The sequence below is a fragment of the Azoarcus sp. CIB genome, assembly GCF_001190925.1.
GTDB lineage: Bacteria > Pseudomonadota > Gammaproteobacteria > Burkholderiales > Rhodocyclaceae > Aromatoleum.
Genome location: NZ_CP011072.1, coordinates 1,016,472 through 1,038,369, shown reverse-complemented (window position 1 = coordinate 1,038,369; position 21,898 = coordinate 1,016,472). Strand labels below are relative to the sequence as shown.

Genomic DNA, 21,898 nt, shown 5'->3' with positions numbered 1-21,898 from the left:
TGTTCCCGTTTTCGAAGTGCTTCTTGGCGCGCGGGGGCCGGAAATTGCAGCAACCCAGAATGTGCAGCACGGCGCACACCCGACACGCACGCGACCGGCTAGAATCAGTGGTTTGCCCAACCGACTACCGCGGACTCAAGAATGCGTGCCAGCCAGTATTTCATCTCCACCCTCAAGGAAGCTCCCGCCGACGCCGAGGTCGTCAGCCAGAAGCTGATGCTGCGTGCGGGCTTCATCCGCAAGGTTGCCGCCGGCATCTACAGCTACCTGCCGATCGGCCTGCGCGTGATCCGCAAGGTCGAGGAGATCGTGCGCGAGGAGATGAACCGCGCCGGTGCCCTCGAACTGATGATGCCGATGGTGCAACCCTCCGAGCTGTGGGCCGAGACCGGCCGCTGGGAGAAGATGGGCGAGGAGATGCTGCGCTTCAAGGATCGTCACGAGCGCGACTTCGCGCTGCAGCCGACCTCCGAGGAGGTGGTGACCGACATCGCGCGCCAGGAGCTGAAGAGCTACCGCCAGCTGCCGAAGAATTTCTACCAGATCCAGACCAAGTTCCGCGACGAGCGACGTCCGCGCTTCGGCGTGATGCGCGGACGCGAGTTCACGATGAAGGACGCGTACTCCTTCGACCGCAACATGGACGCCGCGGGCCGCAGCTACGACGCGATGTTCGCGGCGTACTGCCGCATCTTCGACCGCCTGGGCCTGACCTACCGTGCCGTCGCGGCCGACACCGGCGCGATCGGCGGCGACCGCTCGCACGAGTTTCAGGTGATCGCGGACACCGGCGAGGACGCGATCGTCTATTGCCCGGATTCGGACTACGCCGCGAACATCGAGCTGGCCGAGGCGCTGCCGCTGCTGGCGTCGCGCGCGGCGCCGACGCACGGGCTGGAGAAGACGCCGACCCCGGGCGCGGCGACCTGCGCGGACGTCGCGAAGCTGCTCGGCCTGCCGCTCGCGACGACGGTGAAATCGCTGGTGCTCGCGACCGACGACGTCGATGACAAGGGCCAGCCTGCCGGCGTGACGGTGTGGCTGCTGCTGGTACGCGGCGACCACGGGCTGAACGAGGTCAAGGCGAGCAAGGTCGAGGGCCTCAAGGCAGGCTTCCGCTTCGCGACCGAGGCCGAGATCCACGAGCATTTCGGCTGCAAGCCGGGTTACCTCGGGCCGATCGGCATGAAGAAGCCGGTGAAGGTGGTCGCCGACCGCACGGTGGCGAACATGTCCGACTTCATCTGCGGCGCCAATGATGAGGACTACCACTACACCGGCGCGAACTGGGGCCGCGACCTGCCCGAACCCGACCTCGTTGCCGACCTGCGCAACGTGGTCGAGGGCGACCCGAGCCCGGACGGCAAGGGGCGCCTCGCGATCCAGCGCGGCATCGAGGTGGGCCACGTGTTCTACCTCGGCACGAAGTACTCAAAGGCGATGAACGCGACCTTCCTCGACGAGGACGGCAAGCCCAAGCATTTCGAAATGGGCTGCTACGGCATCGGCGTGACGCGCATCCTGGGCGCTGCGATCGAGCAGAACAACGACGCGCGCGGCATCATCTGGCCGGACGCGCTCGCGCCCTTCCGCATCGTGGTGTGCCCGGTGGGCTGGGGCAAGTCGGAAGGGGTGCGCACGGAGGCATTGAAGCTCTACGAAGGGCTGCTTGCCGCGGGCGTGGATGCGATCCTCGACGACCGCGACGAGCGCCCGGGCGTGATGTTCGCCGACTGGGAGCTGATCGGCGTGCCGCATCGCGTGGTGATCGGCGAACGCGGGCTAAAGGAAGGCATGGCCGAATACCAGGGCCGGCGCGAGACGGAGGCGACCAAGGTGGCGATCGGCGATCTTGCCGGTTTCGTCGCGGCGAAGCTGCGGGGCCAATGACTTTCGGCTATAACGGACGCATGACACGCACGCTCCGCACGCTGCTGCGCGCCGCGCTGACAGCCGCTTTGGCGTTCAGCGGCGGTGCGTCGGCCGGCAACCAGATCTACGAGCCGATGGCGGCGAGCGTACGGGCCGCGCTGCATGCGGCGGTGAGCGATGCCGGGGCGCCGGAGCTGCTGATCGCCGATGCGGGCGAGCGTACGCGCTGGCTGGGCGAAATGTCGCGCCGCCTGGAGAAGCGCATCCCGGACCGCGCCTATCGCGAGGACCTGCTGACTTCGGTGCATTACGAGGCGACCCGAGCGGGGCTCGACCCGCAGCTCGTCCTCGGCCTGATCCAGGTCGAGAGCGGTTTCCGCAAGTACGCGGTGTCGAGCGCCGGCGCACGCGGCTACATGCAGGTGATGCCGTTCTGGATCAAGACGATAGGCGGGGCCGAAGACAACCTTTTTCACCTGCGCACGAACCTGCGTTACGGCTGCACGATCCTGCGCCACTACGTCGACGTCGAGAAAGGCGACCTGTTCCGGGCGCTAGGGCGCTACAACGGGAGCCTTGGCCGCGCCGAGTATCCGAACATGGTGCGCGCGGCGTGGGAGCGCCACTGGAGCTATCAGCCACTGACGCTCGCCGTGACGGAGGCACGCGGCCAGGCGAACTGAGCCACCCAATCTTCAGACTCGGGAACGAACATGGAACACCGACTGTTTCGCCGCCGCTCGATCTCGATTTCGTTTCGCGTGTATGACGCGGAAACGGGCAAATTCATCGGGCGCATCGGCGACATCAGCAAGGGCGGCCTGCTCGTGTACGGCCCCAGCAAACTGCTGACGGGCCAACTGTACCGCCTGCGCATCGACCTGCCCGACGATCACGGCAAAGGCCGCAGCGTCCTATTGCCGGCCAAGGCGATGTGGTCGGGCTACGATACCAACCCGGAATTTTGCAGCACGGGTTTCCGCCTGTTCGAGCTGGACCGCCCGGAGAACGAGGCGGCACTGAAGTCGATGCTGTCGCGCTTCACCGTCGGCTTCGAAGACGAAGACGGCGACAGTTGAAGGACGACCGGCAGCCGGCCTCGTCGGAGGTTGGCTGCCGGTTCCCGGACCGCAGAAAAATCGCTCAGGCGCCGACGGCGACCTTCACGTTGGGCTCGTCGCGCCCGACCGCGCGAACGGTTTCACGTCCGGTATCCCTGGCGTCCTTGGCAGTGGCCAGCGACTGAACGTCACCGGAAATCTCGCCGCCTTCCTCAATCAGGATCTTGCCGTAGCGGATCTTGCCGCTGACCCGGCCGGTCGAGTGGATGATCAGCTGGCTGCGGGCGGTCAGCTCGCCTTCGAAACGGCCGCGCACTTCCGCGACGTCGATGCCGACGGTGCCGGCGAACGAGCCGTTTTCGGCGATGCGGATCACGCGGCTATCCATCGTCGCCTCGACACGACCTTCGACGACCAGGGTGTCGCAATCGAGGATCTCGGCGCCCTTCAGCTTGACGTCGGGCCCGACGATCAGGCGGCTGCCGGTGTCCTGGGGTGTGTCGTCGATCGCGGCGGCTGCGAGGCTCGCGGACGCAAGCGCCTTGTCGTCAGCGGCCGGAGAGGAGTCGCTGGACGATGCCGGCAGTTCCGTAGAACTGCGCGACAGGCTTGCGCCAGAGGACGCCGCCCCCGTGGTCAGACTGCCCGACGGAGACCGCATTGTGCCGTTGTTGCTGCGCGAAGCCGGGGTATCTGGAACCTTGGGGAACAGGGCGGGTTTGTTGAACATGGTCTCTCCTTGAATCCATAAACGTTTCCGGGCCGACGATCATCGCCCCCGTAGGCCGCCTGAGCATTTGCCATGCCATGAATTCAAGCCATTGAATTTACTGTATTTCTTCTAAGGCAACGGAAATTCTGGCGGAACAGGCGCGAATTCTGTCGCCGTGCGGCGACAGCTCCTGCGAGAGGAATACTCATCCCGTTGTTTTCGTTGATTTTTCGTGCGTCGCCGGGAGACGACACGGAAATCGTTCGGAAACACCGCCTTGCACTTGCTTACGACGCAGGCGCCCGGCCGCCACCTACACTGTCGCGCTGGTTTACGAAGATCCTCCAGCCATGTCGCGCCTTTCCTTCAGTCATTCGCTGCTTGCCAGCTTCCTGCTCGTTGCGGCGATCCTGGGCGCCACCGCGCTGGGGGGACTGATCACGCTGGAGGAATTCGCAACACGGCACCGCGAAAGCGTCGGCGATGCGCTGAAGTACTCCAGCGCGGTGCAGCAGTTGGGTGAACGCAGTGTCGACATGGAGCGTAGCGCGCGCCAGTTTCTCGTGCTCAAGGATCCGCTGCTGCGCGAGCGCTTCGAGCAGGCGCGGGGCGAGTCGCTGGTGGCGCTGCAGACGATTGCCGCGCTGCGTGCGCCGAGCGTGAGTGCGCTGGTCGAGGAGTGGCGTGCCGCAGCCGACGCGGCCGGAGCGACCCTTGCAGAGGGCGGTCCGGCGGAATCGGCCACCGTCGCGTTGAGCCGGATGCCGCCGCTGAACGAGCAGCTCGCCGGCGAGGTACAGGCGCAGCTCGGCCACCAGAGCCAGGCCTTGCTTGAACAGCTCGACGCGAACCGCGGGCGGCTGGCTTGGCATGTGCTGGCCGCGATCATCGCTGCCAGCACCTTCGCGGCGCTCACGGGCTGGTGGCTGCTGCGCCCGATCAACCGCCTCGAGGCCGCGATTGAGGCGCTGGGCGAGAGCCGCTTCGACGAGCAGGTGGCGATCCCCGGCCCGGCCGACCTGCGCCGCGTCGGCCGCCGTCTGGACTGGTTGCGCCTGCGGCTGGCGGATTTCGAGGCGAACCGCAGCCGCGTGCTGCGTCATGTATCGCATGAGCTGAAGACGCCGCTCGCCTCGGTGCGCGAAGGGATTGCGCTGCTGGAAGACGGTGTGGTCGGAGAGTTGAGCGGCGAACAGCGCGAGGTGGTTGCGATCCTGCAACACAACACGCATGCGCTGCAGGAGCGCATCGAGGATCTGCTCGGTTACAACGCCGCGGTGTTTTACGCCCGCAACCTGCGCCGGCGCCCGGTGATGCTGCGCGCGCTGGCCGAATCGGTGATCGCCGAACAGCAGCTGCCGATCCAGACCCGCAATCTGAAGGTCGCGCTGCACGGCGATCCGCCACCGTTCAGTGCGGACCCCGACAAATTGCGCATCGTGCTGGCGAACCTGCTCGCGAACGCGGTGTCCTTCAGCCCGCGCGACGGCGAGATCCGCGTGACGCTGAGCACGCACCCGGGCTGGGTGCGTATCGACTGCCTCGACCAGGGGCCGGGCGCCGCCGCAGAGGAGGCCGAACGCATCTTCGACCCATTCTTCCAGGGCTCCCGGCAGCCGGAAGAACCGCGCCACGGCAGCGGACTCGGCCTGTCGATCGTGCGCGAGTTCGTCGTTGCCCACGGCGGGCGCGTCGGGCTGCAACCGTCGGCAAGAGGCGCCTATTTCAGGATCGAACTTCCCAATGAGAGCTGACTTCAACCACGACCGGCCGCCCGTCTGCATCGCCGCATCGCGCTGCGAACGCTGGGCCGTCGCGGGCATTGCGCTGGCGCTTGCGGCGGCCCTGGCCGGCTGCGCGACCGTACGCAGCGCAACGGCGGAGCTGCCCGAGCTGCCGCAGCTGCCGCCCCTGCTCAGCAACGGCAATACGCCGGTGCGCAACGCCCTCGCCTACCACGAAACGATACGCGGCATGAACGCCGCCGAACTCGCGCGCGAACGCTCGGCGCTGTCCGGCGCCGGCACTGCCCCGCTCGTGCAGATGAAGCAGGCCATGCTGCTGAGCCATCCGCAGGGGAACAACAACCTGCAGCGCGCGCAGTCCTTGCTGGAGGCGATCAACGCTGCCGAGAAACCGGACGCCGTGGCGCTGCAACCGCTCGCCCGCCTGCTGGCCGAGCAGTTGCAGGAACGCGTGCGCCTGGAGAACACCGCGGATCGCCTTACGCAGCAGCTCGAACGCACCGGACAGCAGCTCAAGGATGCTCAGAAGCAGAGCGACCAGCTTCAGGAGAAGCTCGACGCATTGACCGAAATCGAACGCACGCTGCCGGCGCGCCCGTCCACGCCGACGCCGTCACCACGGGAAAGGAGAAGCGAAAAATGAGGATGAGCCCTTCCACGACAGGCGCGGCGAAGACGACGCAGGACGGCGCCCACCTGCTGGTCGTCGACGACGATGCCGATCTGCTGCGGCTGCTGTCGATGCGCCTGCGCGCGAGCGGTTATCGCGTCAGCACGGCCGAAAGCGCCGAGGCCGCGCTGGCCTGCCTGGCCGTCGAACGCTTTGGTCTGGTGTTGAGCGACGTGCGCCTGCCCGATCGCGACGGGCTGGTGCTGTTCGAGGAGATCCGCCAGACCTGGCCGGCGCTGCCGGTGATCTTGCTGACCGCCCACGGCACGATCCCGGATGCAGTGGAGGCAACCTCGCGCGGCGTGTTCGGTTATCTGACCAAACCGTTCGACAGCAAGGCCCTGCTCGGCAAGATCGCGCAGGCGCTGCAGATCGGCGGCACGCCCCACGCTTGCGAGGAGGGCACGGCGGCCACGGGCTGGCGCGACGCGATCATCAGCCACAGCAGCCGCATGGCGACGGTGCTGGATGAGGCCCAGCTCGTGGCCGCTTCGGACGCGAGCGTGCTGATACGCGGCGACAGCGGCACCGGCAAGGAGCTGTTGGCGCGCGCGATCCACGACGCCAGCCCGCGCGCGGCCCATCCCTTCATCGCGATCAACTGCGGTGCGATTCCCGAACAATTGCTCGAATCCGAACTCTTCGGCCATGTGAAGGGCGCCTTCACCGGTGCAGCAAGCTCGCACACGGGCCTGTTCCAAGCCGCGAATGGCGGCACGGTGTTCCTCGACGAGATCGGCGACATGCCGCTCGCGTTGCAGGTGAAGCTGCTGCGGGTACTGCAGGAGCGCGCGGTGCGGCCGGTCGGCGCGAGTCGCGCGCAGGATATCGACGTGCGCATCCTGTCGGCGACCCACCGCGACCTCGAAGCGGCGCTGGTCGCCGGCACCTTCCGCGAAGACCTGTTCTATCGCCTGAACGTCGTCAGCCTGAACCTGCCGACGCTGGATGAACGGCGCGAGGACATCCCGCTGCTGGCGAACCACTTCCTGCGGGGTCTCGCGCGAAAGTACCAGAAGCGGTTGCGCGGCTTCGCGCCGGAGGCGCTCGAGGCGCTGACCACCGCGGCGTGGCCGGGCAACATCCGCCAGCTGCAGAACGTCGTGGAACAGGCCTGCGCACTCGCGACGACGCCGTTGATCCCTCTTGCACTGGTCGACCGCGCGCTGCGCGGGCCGAGCCTGGAGGCATTGAGCTACGCCGAAGCGAAAATGCGCTTCGAGCGCAACTACCTGATCCAGCTGCTGAAGCTCACGGATGGCAACGTGTCCGACGCGGCCCGTCTCGCAGACCGCAACCGCACCGAGTTCTATCGCCTGCTGCAGCGGCACTCGCTGACGCCCAGTCTGTTCCGCGGCGACAGCGCCGATGTCGCGCGCGAGCGACAGCATGAATTCAACTGAATCATAGACTTGCGTCATACCGCCGATTAACGTCGGGGAATAACGACACTTTTCGGCGGCGATCGGCATTCCGGACCCCGCGCGGACATGGAACTGCGCCGGCCCCCCCTCCAGCGCCGCGTCCGCAAAGGCCTCGCCGGGAGCTGGCACGCCATCTGCTGTAAGAAGAGCGAAGCGCGTCCCCAACCGCGCGTGCAACTACATGACTCTTCGCAGAAGGAGCTCCGACGTGATCACCCGCAAAAACATCGTTTCCTTACTCACCACCAGCGCAATCGCATTCGGTATCGGCACACCGGCACGGGCGGACAGCCTCGTGGCGGTGGCTCAGGCTACGGCCGCCGTGGCGCGCGACGAACACGATCACAACCTCCAGCGGGAGATCAAGACGGCGATCGGCGCAGACCCCGAGCTGCGCGCCGCGCACATCGCGGTGTCGGCGCATGCGGGGCGCGTGACGCTGGCCGGCGTCGTCGTCAACGAGGAACAGCGCGCCCGCGCCCAGCGTACCGCGCTGAACGTGCGCGGCGTGCGTCTGGTCGAGAACGCGCTGGAACTGGCGGAACGCTGAACCGTCGGCGCGCCGCCGGTGCCGGGGTCCCCCCGCCCGGTCAGACGGTGCCGCCGACGGTCAGCCCGTCGAGGCGCAGCGTGGGCTGGCCGACGCCTACCGGGACGCTCTGGCCGTCCTTGCCGCAGGTGCCGACACCGGGATCGAGCGCCATGTCGTTGCCGATCATCGACACGCGCGTGAGCACATCCGGGCCGTTGCCGATCAGCGTCGCGCCCTTCACCGGGCGGGTGACCTTGCCGTTTTCGATGAGGTAGGCCTCGGCGGTCGAGAACACGAACTTGCCGGAGGTGATGTCGACCTGGCCGCCACCGAAGTTCACGGCGTACAGGCCTTTCTTCACCGACTTGATGATCTCTTCGGGGGCCTTGTCGCCGTTCAACATGTAGGTGTTGGTCATGCGCGGCAGCGGCAGGTGGGCGAAGGATTCGCGCCGGCCGTTGCCGGTGGGCTTCACCCCCATGAGGCGGGCGTTCATCGTGTCCTGCATGTAGCCGGTGAGGATACCGTCCTCGATCAGCACGGTGCGCTCGGTCGGATTGCCCTCGTCGTCGATCGTCAGCGAACCGCGCCGGTCGGGCAGCGTGCCGTCGTCGACGACCGTGACGCCCTTCGCCGCGACCTGCTGGCCCATGCGTCCGGAGAAGGCCGAGCTGCCCTTGCGGTTGAAGTCGCCCTCGAGGCCGTGGCCGATCGCCTCGTGCAGCAGGATGCCGGGCCAACCGGGGCCGAGCACGACGCTCATAGTGCCAGCCGGCGCGGGACCGGCCGCGAGGTTGGTGCGCGCCTGATGCACCGCCGCGCGCGCGTATTCCTGTAGACGATCGTCGTCGAAGTAGCTGTAATCGAAGCGCCCGCCGCCGCCGGCGCTGCCCTGCTCGCGGTGGCCCTTGTCCTCCATGATCACGGTGACCGACACGCGCACCAGCGGACGCACATCGGCCGCCATGTGGCCGTCGCTGCGCGCGACGAGCACGACTTCCCAGGAGCCGGCAATGTGCGCCATGACCTGCGCGACGCGCGGATCTTCGCCGCGCGCGAAGCCTTCGAGGCGCTCGAGGAGCTTCACCTTGGCCGTGTCGTCGAGCGAGGCGAGCGGGTCTTCGCCGCGGTACAGGCGCGACTTTCCGGCATGCGGGGCGATCGCGACGCTGCGCCGGCCGCCGGCCTCGGCGATCGCGCGCGTCGCTTCGGCGGCCGCGGTGAGGGCGGGCAGCGAGATGTCGTCGGAGTAGGCGAAGGCGGTCTTCTCGCCGCTGATCGCGCGCACGCCGACGCCCTGCTCGATGTTGAAGCTGCCCGACTTGACGATGCCTTCCTCGAGGCTCCAGCCTTCCGAGCGGTGGTACTGGAAGTACAGGTCGGCGTAGTCTAGGCGATGGCGCATCAGCTTGCGGAACACCTTCTCGAGTTCCGCCTCGCCGAGTTCGTAGGGGGTAAGGAGGTAGCGGTCGGCGACCTTGAGGGGGTTCTGTGCTCGGCTCATTGTTCGTCCAGGTTGGGGAGGTCCGCTCGGTTCGACACGGACATCGCGAATAAGGTCAAAAAACGGGGGGTACTCAGGCGCTCGCCATGCCGAGGCAGCGGTGGCGCAGCGCCGGCAGGCTCTCGCGCACGGCCGCGATGCGCGCGGGATCGAGATCCGCCCACACGACACCCGGCCCTTCGTCGCGGCATGCGAGGACTTCGCCCCACGGGTCGGCGATCAGCGTGTGGCCCCAGGTGACGCGGCCGCTCGGATGGCGCCCGCCCTGGGCCGGCGCCATCACGTAGCACTGGTTCTCGATCGCGCGGGCGCGCAGCAGCACCTCCCAGTGGTCGCGGCCGGTCGTGAAGGTGAAGGCCGCGGGCAGGATGATGAGGTCGACCGCACCCATCGCACGGAAGAGCTCGGGGAAGCGCAGGTCGTAGCACACCGACAGTCCGACACGGCCGCAGGGGGCGTCGAAGGTCACGACCTCCCTGCCCGCCTCGATCGTCGCGGCCTCGTCGTAGCGCTCGGCGCCCTTCTGAAAGCCGAACAGGTGGATCTTGTCGTAGCGCGCGACGCGCTCGCCACGGTCGTCGAACACCAGCGTGGAATTGCGCACCTTGGCGTCGGCGTCTGCGACCAGCGGAATCGTGCCGCCGACGAGCCACACGCCGTGGCGCGCCGCAGCGTTGCGCATGAAGTCCTGGATCGGACCGCTGCCGTCGGCTTCGCGGATCGCCACCTTCATGGTCTCGTCGGCAGTGATGAGCGGGAAATACTCGGGCAGCGCGACGAGCTTCGCCCCCGCAGCCGCAGCCTCGGCGATCAGCTCGCCGGCGACGCGCAGGTTGTCGCCGACGTCGGGGCCGGAAACGGTCTGGATCGCGGCAATACGCACGGGAGGCACGGGGGCTGCGGACGGGGCGGAACGGTTCAAGCTGCTCACTCCTGCTTCGATGAGTCCGCCGTGGCGGAGTTCGCGGCGGAAAGTTTCTCGACTTTCGGGTCGGCCCAGTTGCCGGTGATCGAATAACTGAACGCGAACATCCTCTCGATCGGATCGCTCAACGCCTTCTGTGCGACGTAGGCGACCACGCCCGCGACCGGATTGATGAGTCCGGCGGCCGCGCCCAGCGCGACCGATTCGGCCAGCGTCGGCTGCACCCTGACGCGCAGGTCCTGCGTCTCGTCCTCGAGGTCTACGGAGCCGCTCATCCGCACCCGTGCCGAGGGGCCGCGGATCTGCAGATCGTCGGTGCGCAACTGCCCCGAAGCCGCCTTGATGCTACCGGAAATGCTGTCGAAGGCGAATCCTTCGCTGAACACGTCGCGGAAGTCGAGCGTGAGGCGCCGCGGCAGGGATTGCAGGCTGAGCACGCCGAGCAGGCGCCCCATGCCGGGGTTGAGCTTGCGGAACTGCCCGTCCTCGGCCTCGACCATCATCGTACCGGTCAGCGAGGGATAGTGGATGCGCGTCGGGGCGCCGCGCCAGGCGATCTTGCCCGCCAGCACCGCCTTGCCGCCACGCACAACCTCGCCATAGCCGAGCCGGCTCGCGAGCTGACCGATGTCGCGCGCCTCGAGGCGGAAGTCGAGGTCCGTCTGCGGCCGCGTGCCGGGGCGCCACAGGCCGGAACCGCCCAGTTTGCCGTCCGGATTCGCAAGGGACACGGAATCGAGGTGCCACATGCCGCCGCGGTTGCGCGCCTGCAGCTCGAGACGGCCGAATTCGATGCCGCGCAGCGAGAAGCGGTCGACGACGACGTCGAGGGCCGGCAGGCGGCGTGGCGGTTCCTCGGCTTCCGCTACGCTCTCGAGCGCGTCGGGAGCGTCCTCGGCCGCATCATGATTCCCGGCCAGGACGAGGCGCTTCAGACGTGCGCGCAAGGTGCCGTCGCCGCCATCCCGCCAGTCGAAGTCCCCCTCGGCCTCACGGCTGTCGATACGCCCCTTCCAGCCGCCGTCGTCGGCACGGGCGGTGATGTGTGCGTCGCCGAGTTCCTGGCCGAAGCCGGTCAGACGCTTCGCCCGCAGGTCCACCCCGGCGACAGCAATCGAGCCCCCCGCCTGCGCGTCCTTGCGCTCGCCCGCAGTGGCCGCATCGAGCACCTTGCGCCAGGCATCGATGTCGAGTTCGTCGAGCTTCGCCGCGATCGCGAAACCCGACTCCCCTGCAGGAATTCCGGCGTGCACGCCGACCCCGCCGCGCGTCGCGCCCCACGCGTCGCCTTCGCGACGGCGCTCCAGCAGCAGATCGCCGCGCCCCTCCAGCGCGACGCTCAGGCTCTCGGATTTGCCGTTCGCCGGGAAGTCCAGCGTCACGCGCAGCGGCCACGCGGCGGTGGCGCTCTTGTTCAGCGGCTCGGGCAAGCTGGATGCGACGCCGGCCAAGGCGGAATCGACCACCACGCGCGTGCCCTGCGAGCGCACGTCGATGTTGGCCTGCCACTCGGTGCCACCGGAGAGGTGATCGAGTCCGGGCCAATCGTGCGCCTCGCGCACGGCCTGGACCTTGAACGCGCCGCGGGCATCGAAGAGCACGCCCCCGTCTTTCGCAGTGTGCGCCGCGAGCTGCAGCGGTTCGCCGTACAGGCGTGCGCGCGCCTCGGGGATTTCCAGAACGTTCTCGGTGAAGCGCACCACCCCTGCCGCCTCGGTCAAGGGCGGCAGACCGTCGACCACGGTAAGGCGATTGGCCGCGAAACGGTATTCGCCCTTTACCGTGCTGGTATCGATGTGACGCAGCGGCAGCACCAGCTTCAGGTCGAGCGCGCCCGTGCCTTCGGCACGCATCGCATCGGTGAATCCGTCGATGCGCCGCGACACCGGGCTCTCGGAGACGAAACGCAGAAAATCGGCCGTCGGCCCGGCCGCACGACCATGAATGCTCATGATCTCGCCGCCCGGCGCGTCGAGGTCGGGCACATCGGCGACGACGTTCGCGAGCGCGACGCCGAAGATGCGCGCACGGTCGGCGGTGATGCGCATGCCCGGCCCGTCGAAACGCACCTCGCCATCGATGTTGGTGATCGACGGCCACCCTTCCGCGTAGTCCAGCCGCGCGCCGAATACGCGCGTGGTCACGAGGAACTCGCCCGATTTGCGGTCGCGGAACGGGAAATCGTCGAGCTTGCCCTTCAGGCGCAGGCGCGCATCCGGCACCCGCCCGCCGACGATGCCGTGCCGCAGCCAGGTCCGCGTCTCGTCATTCACAACGTGCGGCAGGTAACGCCACACCGCGCTGCTCTCGGCACGCGTGAGGCGGGCGTTCAGGTCGATCTCGCCGGCCCCCTCCGCTGCGGGCCAATAGCGCCCGGAAGCCGTGCCGGTCGCATCGGGATTCTCGAAGTTCGCGCTGTCGAGCGCGATCTCGAGCCGCCCGGCGGATTGCGTCCAGCGTCCGTCCGCGCGCAGGCTCGAAAACCCGATGTGCGACTCGGGGAACACCGCCGGCAACTCCAGCGCGGCGTTCTGGCCGGCAATGCGGAAGCGTCCGTTGCGCTCGTCGCCCTCGAGCTCCCCCGACATGCCGGCGAGGCCCGGAAGAGCCCCTTGCGGATTGAGCGCGATGCCGTCGAAACGGGCGTGGATCTTCCACGTCTCGAGCCGCTCGGGCGGTCCGCGCCACTCGAGACGCAGGTCGTCGAGCGTGCCCTGCGGCGCGAACGCACCGAGGCGCTGACGCACGACCTGATCGAACGGCAGGTGCGTCGCCAGATTGCTGAGCACGCGGAAATCGAGGCGCCCGCTGGTGAACTTCCCGCCATCCGGCGTGCCGTCGCCGGTCCCGTGCAGCACCAGGTCCAGATCCGTGGGCGCGATCGCGAGGCCATCGACGGTCGCGAGCTCCAGCCCGCGCGCCGAGAACTCCATGCCATCCGGCGTGCGCCGCCCCGAAAGGCGCCCGCGCACGCCCGCAAGTTCGAGCACCGGCAGGTCGTCGCCGAGGCGCGTATGCACATCGTCGAGCGCGAGATCGACCGCCAGCGCATTGATGCCCCCGTCCCCGAGTCCGACCCACGCGCGCACCCCGCCCTCACCTGCCAGCGCCACCGGGTAATCGATCCACGTGCGCCAGCCGCCCAGGCTCGCGTCGTCCGCCGCGAGATACACCTGCCCCAGCCAGGACGAGGGATCGGCCGGCGTGCGGCTCGCCATGTCGCCGCGCACCTCGACCATCGGCGCGAGCTCGGCCGGCGCGTGCGCCTGCAGCGCGAACTGGTAACGCGGGCCGCTGCGCAGCAGGCGGAACTGCACCCCCGCGAGGTTCAGCTCGGGGGCGCCGCGCAGCGCGTCGGTCCAGCCCAGGCTTGCATCGCGCACGACGATCTCGCGCTGGGCGAACAACCAGTCCGCCAGCGTCCCGCCGGCGGTCTCCTCCGGGTCGATGCGCACGCCGGCGATATAGATCGCGCCATCGACCTCGCGCCGCATGGCGAGCACGGGACCAGTCAGCTCGATACGATGGAAGTGCGGCTCGACGCGCAGCAGCGAAGACCACGACAGGGTCGCGTCGATGCTCTCCAGGCGCAGCGCGGGACGCCCGGCGTTGTCCTTGAGTTCGAATCCGGCGAGGTGCAGGCGCGGCCGCAGACCCGACAGGTCTGCAGCCAGGCCCTCGATCGACACCGGCAGCCCGGCCGCGGCCGAAATCGCACCGGCCACTTCCTCGCGAAACTCGCCCACGCGGGGCACCAGCACCTCGCGCACGAACAAATAACCCGCCCCCGCAATGAACCACGCCACCAGCAGCACGACCGACAGCACGCGCCACAGGCGACCGCGACGCGCGGTCGACACCATGGAACGGACGTCAGGAAGGTGGGCGTGGGGAGCGTTCATCGGCAATAAGGCGGGGGCGGCGCCGCGGTGCGACTGAATGCGGACCGGGTTCGATACAATCCAGTCTGCATCCTGAGCGTCGGCACCAGCTCAAGCGTCCGGGGAACCGCGCATTCTATCAACGATCCTGAGCTCGCCTCCCATGTCCGAATCACTCAAACAGCCCTCCGAAGCAATTTGTTACGCCGCCACGCTGTCGCGCTACCTGCAGCGCATGCTCGACGGCCGCGCCTGGCTCGCCGAACGGCTCGCAGCCGCGCTCGACCGGCCGCTCGACGCCGCGGCGATGCAGGCCTTCATGGCCAACTCCGGACTCGACGAGGCCCGCCTGCGCGGCACGCTGCGCGACCTGCGCACCTGGGTCATGTGCCACCTCATCGTGCGCGACCTCAACGGCATGGCCGACCTCGCCGAAGTCACCGAAACGATGACCGTGCTCGCCGAAGTCACGATCCGCGCCGCCCACGACGTGCTGCGCGAGGCCATGGTGCAACGCTATGGTGCCCCGGTATCGCAGACCGGCTGGGAGCAGGAGCTGCTCGTCGTCGGCATGGGCAAGCTCGGCGGACGCGAACTCAACGTCTCCTCTGACATCGACCTGATCTTCATCTATCCCGAGGACGGTGAAACCGGCGGGGCGAAGATCATCAGCAACTTCGAGTTCTTCGAACGCCTCGGCAAGCAGCTGATCCAGGCGCTGGCCGAGATCACCGAGCACGGCCAGGTCTTCCGCGTCGACATGCGCCTGCGCCCGAACGGCGACTCGGGGCCGCTGGTGTGCTCCTTCGACATGCTGGAGAACTACTTCATCACCCAGGGGCGCGAATGGGAACGCTACGCGTGGATCAAGGCGCGCGTGCTCGCCGGCGAACGCTTCGAGGAACTGCAGCAGATCGCCCGCCCCTTCGTCTTCCGCAAGTACCTCGACTTCGGCGCCATCAACGCGATGCGCGACCTGCACGCGCAGATCCGCCGCGAAGTCGCGCGCCGCGACCGCGCCAACAACATCAAGCTGGGGCCCGGCGGCATCCGCGAGATCGAGTTCATCGCCCAGGTCTTCCAGATCATCCGCGGCGGGCGCGAAACCCAGCTGCAGATCCGTCCGACGCTCAAGGTACTCGCGCGCCTCGGCGAGCGCAGCTTCCTTGCCCCGGAGGCGGTTGCCGAACTCAGCGAGGCCTACGAATTCCTGCGTCGCCTCGAACACCGCCTGCAGTACCTCGACGACGCGCAGACGCACGACCTGCCCGGCAACGACGAGGACCGCGCACGCATCGCACGCGCAATGGGCTTCCCCGACTTCGCCGCCCTGCTAGACGTACTCGACCGCTACCGCGCGATGGTGAGCCGGCACTTCGAGCAGGTCTTCGGCGACCCTGCGGAGGAAGGCCATACGCTCGACAGCATGTGGGCCTCGGCCGGCGACTCCGGCCAGGCCGAAGCCACGCTCGCCAAGCTGGGCTACCGCGACCCGCCCGCCGCGGCGCGCCGCCTCGCCGCGATCCGCACCGGCAACCGCTACCAGCAGTTGCCCAACCACATCCGCAGCCGCCTCGATGCGCTGATCCCGCGCGTCGTCGAAGCCGCCGCCAGCACCTCGGGCGCCGACGAGACGCTCGGACGCTGCCTCGACCTCCTCGAATCGATCAGCCGCCGCGGCGCCTATCTCGCGCTGCTGCAGCAATACCCGCAGGCGCTGCGGCGCGTCGCCGACCTCATGAACGCGTCGCGCTGGGCCGCGCAGTTCCTCATCCGCCACCCCATCCTGCTCGACGAACTGCTCGACGCGCGCGTGCTGCAAACGGCCCCCGACTGGGCGACGCTGCGCCAGCAGATCGCCGAGGCCGTGGACGCCGCCGAACCCGACATGGAGCGGCAGATGGACCTGATGCGCGAACAGCACCATGCGCTCGTGTTCCGGCTGCTGATGCAGGATATCGCCGGCATGCTCACGGTCGAAAAGCTCGCCGACCACCTCTCCGCGCTCGCCGACATGATGCTGGAACTGAGCATCCCGACGATCTGGCGCAAGATCAAGATCCGCCATCGCGACGAACCCAAGTTCGCCGTGATCGCCTACGGCAAGCTCGGCGGCAAGGAACTCGGCTACGCCAGCGACCTCGACCTCGTGTACCTGCACGACGACGACGCGCCCGAAGCGCCCGAGGTCTACGCCCGCCTCGGCCAGCGCCTGAACACCTGGCTATCGAGCCAGACGGCCGCGGGCATCATGTTCGAGACCGACCTGCGCCTGCGCCCCAACGGCGAGTCCGGCATGCTCGTGTGCTCGCTCGACTCCTTCCGCAAGTACCAGCTCGAGTCCGCCTGGGTGTGGGAGCACCAGGCGCTCACGCGCGCGCGCTTCGCGGCGGGCGACCCGGTGCTCGGCGAAGCCTTCGAGCGCATCCGCTGCGAAGTCCTGCGCCAACCGCGCGACCTCGACAAGCTGCACGCCGACGTGCTCGAGATGCGCCACAAGATGCGCGATGCGCACTCGGGCAAGAGCGAACTCTTCGATCTCAAGCACGATCTTGGCGGCCTCATCGACGTCGAATTCCTCGTCCAGTACCTCGTGCTCGGTCATGCCCACCAGTATCCGGAACTCACCGGCAACCTTGGCAACATCGCCCTGCTGCGCATCGCCGGCGATCTCAACCTGATCCCGGCCGGCCTCGCAGGCCGCTGCGGCGACAGCTATCGCATGTTCCGCCACCTGCAGCACCGCCAGCGCCTCAACGACCTGCCCTCCCGCGTCCAGCCGCTGGAAGTCGCGTTCGCGCGCGAATCGGTGCGCCGGTTGTGGCAGCTGGTGTTCGGCGAGGACTGAAGCGCATCGCAGCAGGGCGACGCCGCAATGCCGGCTGAAATATTTCAGTTCGCCTTTGCGCGCATGACGCGAACCGGGCGCGCGACTAGAATCGGACTCCTCGCAACGGGTGAACGAGCCACATGAGCCAGGAAATCGAACTCAAACTCGCGCTGCCGCCCCAGGCCATCGCGGCGCTGCGGCGCCACCCGCTGGTGGCCGGCGCAGCCCGTCAGGGCAGCGCGAAAACGCTCGACAACACCTACTTCGACACGTCGGACCTGCGGCTCAAGGCCCGCCGCATCGCCCTGCGCACCCGCCGGCACGGGCGCGTCGAACTGCAGACCGTGAAGTGCGCGGCCGAATCCACGGCCGGCCTCACCAGCCGACCCGAGTGGGAACAGCCTTTTTCCGGCAGCTTCGACTTCAGCGCGGTCGATGCCCCCAAGGTGCGCAAGCTCCTCACCCGCCATGCATCCGCGCTCGTCCCCGTCTTCTCGACCCGCTTCCGGCGCGAAACGCGCCTGTATGCGCCCGACGACAAGGTACGCATCCTGATGATGATCGACACGGGGGAGGTCGTCGCCGGCGACCGGCGCGCACCGATCAGCGAACTCGAGCTCGAACTCGTCGCCGGCGAGCCGCTCGACCTGCTCCTGCTCGCCTGTCGCCTCGCCGCCGACAACCCGCTGATGCCCAGCGACATCAGCAAGGCCGAACGCGGCTACGCGCTCCACCTCGACACACGGCTCGAACCCGCGCGCGCCGAGCCGTCGGCCATCGGCACCGGCGATTCCCCGCTCGCGGCCTTCCGCACCCTCGCCTATTCCTGCCTGCGCCAGTGGCAGGCCAACGCCGTCGGCGCGACCGAGGACCGGGCGCCCGAATTCATTCACCAGCTGCGCGTCGCCTTGCGGCGCCTGCGCACCCTGCTGAGCCTCTTCGCCCCGATCCTGCCACCCGAATTCGTTGAACACTGGCGCGCACGCCTCGGCGAGAACGCGCGCACCTTCGCCGAAGCGCGCGACCTCGACGTCCTGTACGAAGAGATCCTCGCACCGGTGGCGACCGACGAAGCCGGGCACAGCGGCAGCGAGGCCGATTCCGTCATCGCGCTGGCCGAACGTATACGCGGCGAACGCGAGCGCGCGCGCAGCGAATCCGTGCATGCCCTCGACCCCGCCGCCCAGGGCCGCCTCATGATCGGCCTGAGCGCGGCGCTGCACGCCCTGCCGGACGACGGCGCCCCGGACGATCACGCCCTCGCCGACTTCGCGGTCCGCCAGCTCGAGCGCCTGCGCAAGAAGGTCCGACGCCGCCATGCCGCCGCGGCCGACCGCAGCCGCACCCACCTGCACGCGCTGCGCATCGCCCTCAAGCGCCTGCGCTACGCGCTCGAGTTCTTCGCCCCGCTGTTGCCGGCGAAGCCCACCCGCCGCTACGTCGCGACCATCGTCCGCGCCCAGAACGCCCTGGGTTTCGTGCACGACGTCGATGTCGCGCGCATGCGCCTCGCGCACTACGCCGGCGAAGACGCGCAACTGCGCGCCGCGGCGGCCTTCGTGTGCGGCTGGCACGGGCCCGGCTACGCCCGCCTCGGCCGCCGCGCGCTGCGCGACGTCACGCGCCTGCTGCGCGAAGACGCCCCGTGGGCCGCGGCGCGCGGCTGAGCCGTCATCGCGCGGCAACACTCGCCCCATAGGCTATCGCCCCTTTGGACACGGAGGACACGATGGACCTGTTGCTGTGGCGCCATGCCGAAGCGGTCGACGGCAGTCCCGACCACACGCGCGAACTCACCGAGCGCGGCCGGCGCCAGGCGCAGCGCATGGCCGCCTGGCTGGCAGAGCGCCGCCCCAAGCGCCTGCGCGTGCTCGTCAGCCCGACCGTGCGCACCCGCCAGACCGCAAGCGCCTTCGCCGACCGCTTCGAGATCGTCCCCTCGCTGGGGCCCGAAGGCAGCGTCGCCGACCTGCTCGCCGCCACCGGCTGGCCCGACTCCGCCGGACCCTGCCTCGTCGTCGGCCATCAACCCGTGCTCGGCCGCATGGCCGCCCTGCTGCTCGCGGGCGTGGAAGCCGACTGGACGATCAAGAAGGGCGCCCTGTGGTGGTTCAGCAACCGCGTGCGCGAGGGCGAAACCCAGACCGTGCTGCGTGCCGTCGTCCCCCCCGACCTCGCCTGAGGCCGGCCGCATCGTGGCCACATCACGGCCCGGTTGCGGCCGCCGCGGCGCCCCTTTGCGCAGCGCAAAAAATGTCCGCGAATCGACATCGCTGACGCGGCGCTTGCCGTAAGATTCGCCCTGCGACAAGGGCGCCGTTCGCCCGCCCGCGTTTTCCGCTCAACTCGTCCGGGCATGCCACAGATGAATACTACCGTCACCAACGGCACCAAGCGCGTCATCGACGGCGTGGAACGCGTGTTCTACGACGGCTACTGGATCAAGGCCTACGAACCGCCGGTCGACTCGCTGCGCATGAAACGGCAGCTGATCGAGGGGCTCACGCGACGCCTGTTCAACCATGTCGAACACGGCATCAACATCCCCGGCAAACGTCTCGCCGAAATCCGCGGATCCTACGACACCGAGCAGGACCCCGACCGCAAGCGCGTGAAGGGCGCAATGCTCGCCGGCGCGCTGTTCAACCGCGCCACCGACATCTTCACCAAGCTGATGGAGATGCAGGAACTCGGCATCGAGATCCAGACCGACAACGCGCTGATGCGCGAATGCGGCTTCTGCCTGCAGGAAGCGCTCAACCTCGGCAAGCTCGTACGCCACCGCAGCGGAGAGGAAGGCATCGACGAGCTGTGGGGCGAACCCTTCCGTGCGTTCTCGATCCCCATCGAAGCCTTCTACGACAGCCGCTATATCAAGATCTCGCAGACCCTGCGCGACATCGATCGCATCGGCGGCGTGATGGTCGAGACCTTCGCCGGCTCGCGCTTCTTCGAAGGCATCGAGGACCCGACCCTGCGCTTCACCGACGCGGCCAAGGTCAAGTGCGAGACGCTGCGCACCGACCCGGCGATCTTCGATGTGTGGTCCGACTTCGCCGTTGCGGCGGAAAGGCTCGCCAGCGTCACGCCGCGCCTGGCCGGCGCGACCACGCCGGAAGACCTGCAACTCGCCGTCGACGGCATGAACCTGATCGTGCAGGGGCGCGACCTCGTGAGCTACATCACCCGCGCCCGCGTGCCCATGCCCAAGAGCACGCGCGAATACGTCGAACGCTGCGAACACTGGCGCAGCGGCCTCTGTCTGCGCCTGCACCCCTCGCCGGTCGCCCCCTGAGCGCATCCGGCACAACCGCCCCCCACAACGCCCCGCACGGCGGCAAGGATCGACACGCAATGAAAAAGACCGACCTCGAGAAACTCAACGGCCTCAAGATCAACAGCCGCATGAAGAATACCGACACCCCCGACCGCTTCGCGAAGGCCTCGGGCGGGGCCAATGCCGCATCCGGCGTCAATTCCCTCGTCGCCAAGCTCCTGAAGAAGGGCGGCCTCGACCAGAAGGGCCAGGACGAAAAGGGCAACGCGTAAACGGCGACGCCCGGACGGCGATCGTCGCCGTCCGGGCGTCCGCAAACTGCCGCCGGGCGCCGGCTCAGACGATCACGCCGCCGCCCAGGCACACCTTCGATTCGTACACCACCACACTCTGCCCCGGCGTCAGCGCCCACTGCGGCTGGGCGAACACGATCTCGGCACGGCGGTCGCCCGGCGCGGCACTCAGTGCGTCCCTCAGCGCATCAATTTCGCACGGCATGTCCGGGGTGCGGTAGCGCGGCTTGGCCGTATACACCCAGTGGGTGTGCGGATCGCGCCCCGAAATCCAGTTGAGTTCCGTCGCCGTCAGGCTGCTCTTCAGCAGCGCCGGATGCTCGTGTCCCTGCACGACGTAGAGCACGTTCGCCTTCACGTCCTTCGCGGCGACATACCACGCGTCGTGCTCGCCCGCCTCGTCCTGCTTGCCCTTGATGCCGCCGATGTGCAGGCCCTTCCTCTGGCCGATGGTGTGGTACATCAGCCCCTGATGCTCGCCGAGCACGCGCCCGTCGTCGAGGTTGCGGATCTCGCCCGGCTTCGTCGGCAGATAGCGCATCAGGAACTCGCGGAACGGCCGCTCGCCGATGAAGCAGATGCCCGTCGAATCCTTCTTCTCGGCGACATGCAGGCCGGCATCGGCCGCGATCCTGCGCACCTCGCGCTTGTACAGGCTGCCCAGCGGAAACAGCGTCTTCGCGAGCTGCGCCTGCGTCAGGCGGTAGAGGAAGTAGCTCTGGTCCTTGGTGCCGTCCTCGGCCTTCAGCAGCTGGTATTCGGCGCGCCCGTCATTGACCCACTCGCGCACGCCCGCGTAGTGCCCGGTCGCGATCTTGTCCGCCCCAAGCTGCATCGCATGATCGAGGAAGCAGCGGAACTTGATCTCCGAGTTGCACAGGATGTCCGGGTTCGGCGTGCGCCCCGCCTCGTATTCGCGCAGGAAATCGGCGAACACGCGGTCCTTGTACTCGGCCGAGAAATTCACGACCTCGAGATCGATGCCGATCACGTCGCACACCGACGCGACGTCGACGAGATCCTGACGCGTCGAGCAGTACTCGTCGTCGTCATCGTCTTCCCAGTTCTTCATGAACAGGCCGGTCACCTGATAGCCCTGCTGTTTCAGCAGCAGCGCGGTCACCGAGGAATCGACGCCGCCGGACATGCCGACAACCACCTTCATCCCGTTC

General features: G+C 68.2%; 17 protein-coding genes. 12 read left to right on the top strand and 5 right to left on the bottom strand.

Annotated elements, in window-relative coordinates; translation table 11 throughout:
• Window positions 1-141 precede the first annotated feature (141 nt).
• The 3 genes from AzCIB_RS04595 to AzCIB_RS04585 are packed head-to-tail and all read left to right on the top strand — an operon-like array spanning window position 142 to window position 2,951.
• Window positions 142-1,890 carry a proline--tRNA ligase gene (locus tag AzCIB_RS04595; RefSeq protein ID WP_050414811.1) on the top strand — a complete coding sequence of 583 codons (1,749 nt, stop codon included), beginning with the start codon at window positions 142-144 and terminating at the stop codon, window positions 1,888-1,890.
• A gap of 20 nt (window positions 1,891-1,910) precedes the next feature.
• On the top strand, window positions 1,911-2,555 hold the full coding sequence (locus AzCIB_RS04590; protein WP_050418219.1) for a lytic transglycosylase domain-containing protein: 645 nt from the start codon (window positions 1,911-1,913) through the stop codon (window positions 2,553-2,555).
• A gap of 30 nt (window positions 2,556-2,585) precedes the next feature.
• The gene (locus AzCIB_RS04585; protein WP_050414810.1) at window positions 2,586-2,951 is read left to right on the top strand and encodes a PilZ domain-containing protein; all 366 of its coding nucleotides are present in this window, start codon (window positions 2,586-2,588) and stop codon (window positions 2,949-2,951) included.
• A gap of 64 nt (window positions 2,952-3,015) precedes the next feature.
• Here AzCIB_RS04585 and AzCIB_RS04580 read toward each other — a convergent pair whose 3' ends face one another.
• The gene (locus AzCIB_RS04580) at window positions 3,016-3,663 is read right to left on the bottom strand and encodes a bactofilin family protein (RefSeq protein ID WP_050414809.1); all 648 of its coding nucleotides are present in this window, start codon (window positions 3,661-3,663) and stop codon (window positions 3,016-3,018) included.
• Window positions 3,664-3,995: 332 nt separating this feature from the next.
• Between AzCIB_RS04580 and AzCIB_RS04575 the strand changes: the two genes are divergently transcribed.
• The 4 genes from AzCIB_RS04575 (at window position 3,996) to AzCIB_RS04560 (ending at window position 8,034) form a co-directional block, all read left to right on the top strand.
• Entirely contained in the window at window positions 3,996-5,399 is a 1,404-nt protein-coding gene (locus AzCIB_RS04575; protein ID WP_050414807.1) for a sensor histidine kinase, read from the top strand.
• Window positions 5,389-6,033 (top strand): hypothetical protein, encoded by a 645-nt coding sequence (locus AzCIB_RS04570; protein WP_050414806.1) that lies wholly within the window; start codon window positions 5,389-5,391, stop codon window positions 6,031-6,033. Before AzCIB_RS04575 ends, AzCIB_RS04570 begins: the two co-directional genes overlap by 11 nt.
• Window positions 6,030-7,463: a sigma 54-interacting transcriptional regulator gene (locus AzCIB_RS04565; protein ID WP_083446872.1), complete on the top strand. Its 1,434-nt coding sequence runs from the start codon at window positions 6,030-6,032 to the stop codon at window positions 7,461-7,463. Before AzCIB_RS04570 ends, AzCIB_RS04565 begins: the two co-directional genes overlap by 4 nt.
• Window positions 7,464-7,692: 229 nt before the next feature.
• Entirely contained in the window at window positions 7,693-8,034 is a 342-nt protein-coding gene (locus AzCIB_RS04560; protein WP_050414804.1) for a BON domain-containing protein, read from the top strand.
• A 40-nt stretch (window positions 8,035-8,074) separates the two neighbouring features.
• On the opposite strand, the gene tldD is transcribed toward AzCIB_RS04560, so the two are convergent.
• The 3 genes from tldD to AzCIB_RS04545 form a co-directional block, all read right to left on the bottom strand.
• Window positions 8,075-9,520 carry a metalloprotease TldD gene (tldD, locus tag AzCIB_RS04555; RefSeq protein ID WP_050414803.1) on the bottom strand — a complete coding sequence of 482 codons (1,446 nt, stop codon included), beginning with the start codon at window positions 9,518-9,520 and terminating at the stop codon, window positions 8,075-8,077.
• 73 nt (window positions 9,521-9,593) lie between these two features.
• A complete protein-coding gene (locus AzCIB_RS04550; RefSeq protein WP_050414802.1) occupies window positions 9,594-10,442 on the bottom strand; it encodes a carbon-nitrogen hydrolase family protein in 849 nt (282 codons plus the stop codon).
• Window positions 10,443-10,447: 5 nt separating this feature from the next.
• Entirely contained in the window at window positions 10,448-14,347 is a 3,900-nt protein-coding gene (locus AzCIB_RS04545; RefSeq protein WP_050414801.1) for a YhdP family protein, read from the bottom strand.
• Between the two features lie 142 nt (window positions 14,348-14,489).
• On the opposite strand from AzCIB_RS04545, the gene glnE reads away from it, so the two are divergent.
• The 5 genes from glnE (at window position 14,490) to AzCIB_RS04520 (ending at window position 20,705) form a co-directional block, all read left to right on the top strand.
• The gene (gene glnE, locus AzCIB_RS04540; protein ID WP_050414800.1) at window positions 14,490-17,174 is read left to right on the top strand and encodes a bifunctional [glutamate--ammonia ligase]-adenylyl-L-tyrosine phosphorylase/[glutamate--ammonia-ligase] adenylyltransferase; all 2,685 of its coding nucleotides are present in this window, start codon (window positions 14,490-14,492) and stop codon (window positions 17,172-17,174) included.
• A gap of 122 nt (window positions 17,175-17,296) precedes the next feature.
• Entirely contained in the window at window positions 17,297-18,823 is a 1,527-nt protein-coding gene (locus AzCIB_RS04535) for a CYTH and CHAD domain-containing protein (RefSeq protein WP_050414799.1), read from the top strand.
• 62 nt (window positions 18,824-18,885) lie between these two features.
• The gene (locus AzCIB_RS04530) at window positions 18,886-19,338 is read left to right on the top strand and encodes a SixA phosphatase family protein (protein WP_050414798.1); all 453 of its coding nucleotides are present in this window, start codon (window positions 18,886-18,888) and stop codon (window positions 19,336-19,338) included.
• 183 nt (window positions 19,339-19,521) lie between these two features.
• Entirely contained in the window at window positions 19,522-20,451 is a 930-nt protein-coding gene (locus AzCIB_RS04525) for a hypothetical protein (RefSeq protein WP_050414797.1), read from the top strand.
• 59 nt (window positions 20,452-20,510) lie between these two features.
• Entirely contained in the window at window positions 20,511-20,705 is a 195-nt protein-coding gene (locus AzCIB_RS04520) for a hypothetical protein (RefSeq protein ID WP_050414796.1), read from the top strand.
• Between the two features lie 64 nt (window positions 20,706-20,769).
• On the opposite strand, the gene mnmA is transcribed toward AzCIB_RS04520, so the two are convergent.
• On the bottom strand, window positions 20,770-21,891 hold the full coding sequence (gene mnmA, locus AzCIB_RS04515; RefSeq protein WP_050418218.1) for a tRNA 2-thiouridine(34) synthase MnmA: 1,122 nt from the start codon (window positions 21,889-21,891) through the stop codon (window positions 20,770-20,772).
• Between the last annotated feature and the right edge of the window lie 7 nt (window positions 21,892-21,898).

Excerpts from the sequence above, each read along its gene's own strand:
- glnE (WP_050414800.1), top strand. The coding sequence starts at position 14,490 with ATGTCCGAATCACTCAAACAGCCCTCCGAAGCAATTTGTTACGCCGCC.
- AzCIB_RS04580 (WP_050414809.1), bottom strand. The coding sequence starts at position 3,663 with ATGTTCAACAAACCCGCCCTGTTCCCCAAGGTTCCAGATACCCCGGCT.
- AzCIB_RS04520 (WP_050414796.1), top strand. The coding sequence starts at position 20,511 with ATGAAAAAGACCGACCTCGAGAAACTCAACGGCCTCAAGATCAACAGC.
- AzCIB_RS04590 (WP_050418219.1), top strand. The coding sequence starts at position 1,911 with ATGACACGCACGCTCCGCACGCTGCTGCGCGCCGCGCTGACAGCCGCT.
- AzCIB_RS04585 (WP_050414810.1), top strand. The coding sequence starts at position 2,586 with ATGGAACACCGACTGTTTCGCCGCCGCTCGATCTCGATTTCGTTTCGC.
- AzCIB_RS04575 (WP_050414807.1), top strand. The coding sequence starts at position 3,996 with ATGTCGCGCCTTTCCTTCAGTCATTCGCTGCTTGCCAGCTTCCTGCTC.
- AzCIB_RS04545 (WP_050414801.1), bottom strand. The coding sequence starts at position 14,347 with ATGAACGCTCCCCACGCCCACCTTCCTGACGTCCGTTCCATGGTGTCG.
- mnmA (WP_050418218.1), bottom strand. The coding sequence starts at position 21,891 with ATGAAGGTGGTTGTCGGCATGTCCGGCGGCGTCGATTCCTCGGTGACC.
- AzCIB_RS04530 (WP_050414798.1), top strand. The coding sequence starts at position 18,886 with ATGGACCTGTTGCTGTGGCGCCATGCCGAAGCGGTCGACGGCAGTCCC.
- AzCIB_RS04565 (WP_083446872.1), top strand. The coding sequence starts at position 6,030 with ATGAGGATGAGCCCTTCCACGACAGGCGCGGCGAAGACGACGCAGGAC.
- AzCIB_RS04525 (WP_050414797.1), top strand. The coding sequence starts at position 19,522 with ATGAATACTACCGTCACCAACGGCACCAAGCGCGTCATCGACGGCGTG.
- AzCIB_RS04595 (WP_050414811.1), top strand. The coding sequence starts at position 142 with ATGCGTGCCAGCCAGTATTTCATCTCCACCCTCAAGGAAGCTCCCGCC.
- AzCIB_RS04535 (WP_050414799.1), top strand. The coding sequence starts at position 17,297 with ATGAGCCAGGAAATCGAACTCAAACTCGCGCTGCCGCCCCAGGCCATC.
- tldD (WP_050414803.1), bottom strand. The coding sequence starts at position 9,520 with ATGAGCCGAGCACAGAACCCCCTCAAGGTCGCCGACCGCTACCTCCTT.
- AzCIB_RS04570 (WP_050414806.1), top strand. The coding sequence starts at position 5,389 with ATGAGAGCTGACTTCAACCACGACCGGCCGCCCGTCTGCATCGCCGCA.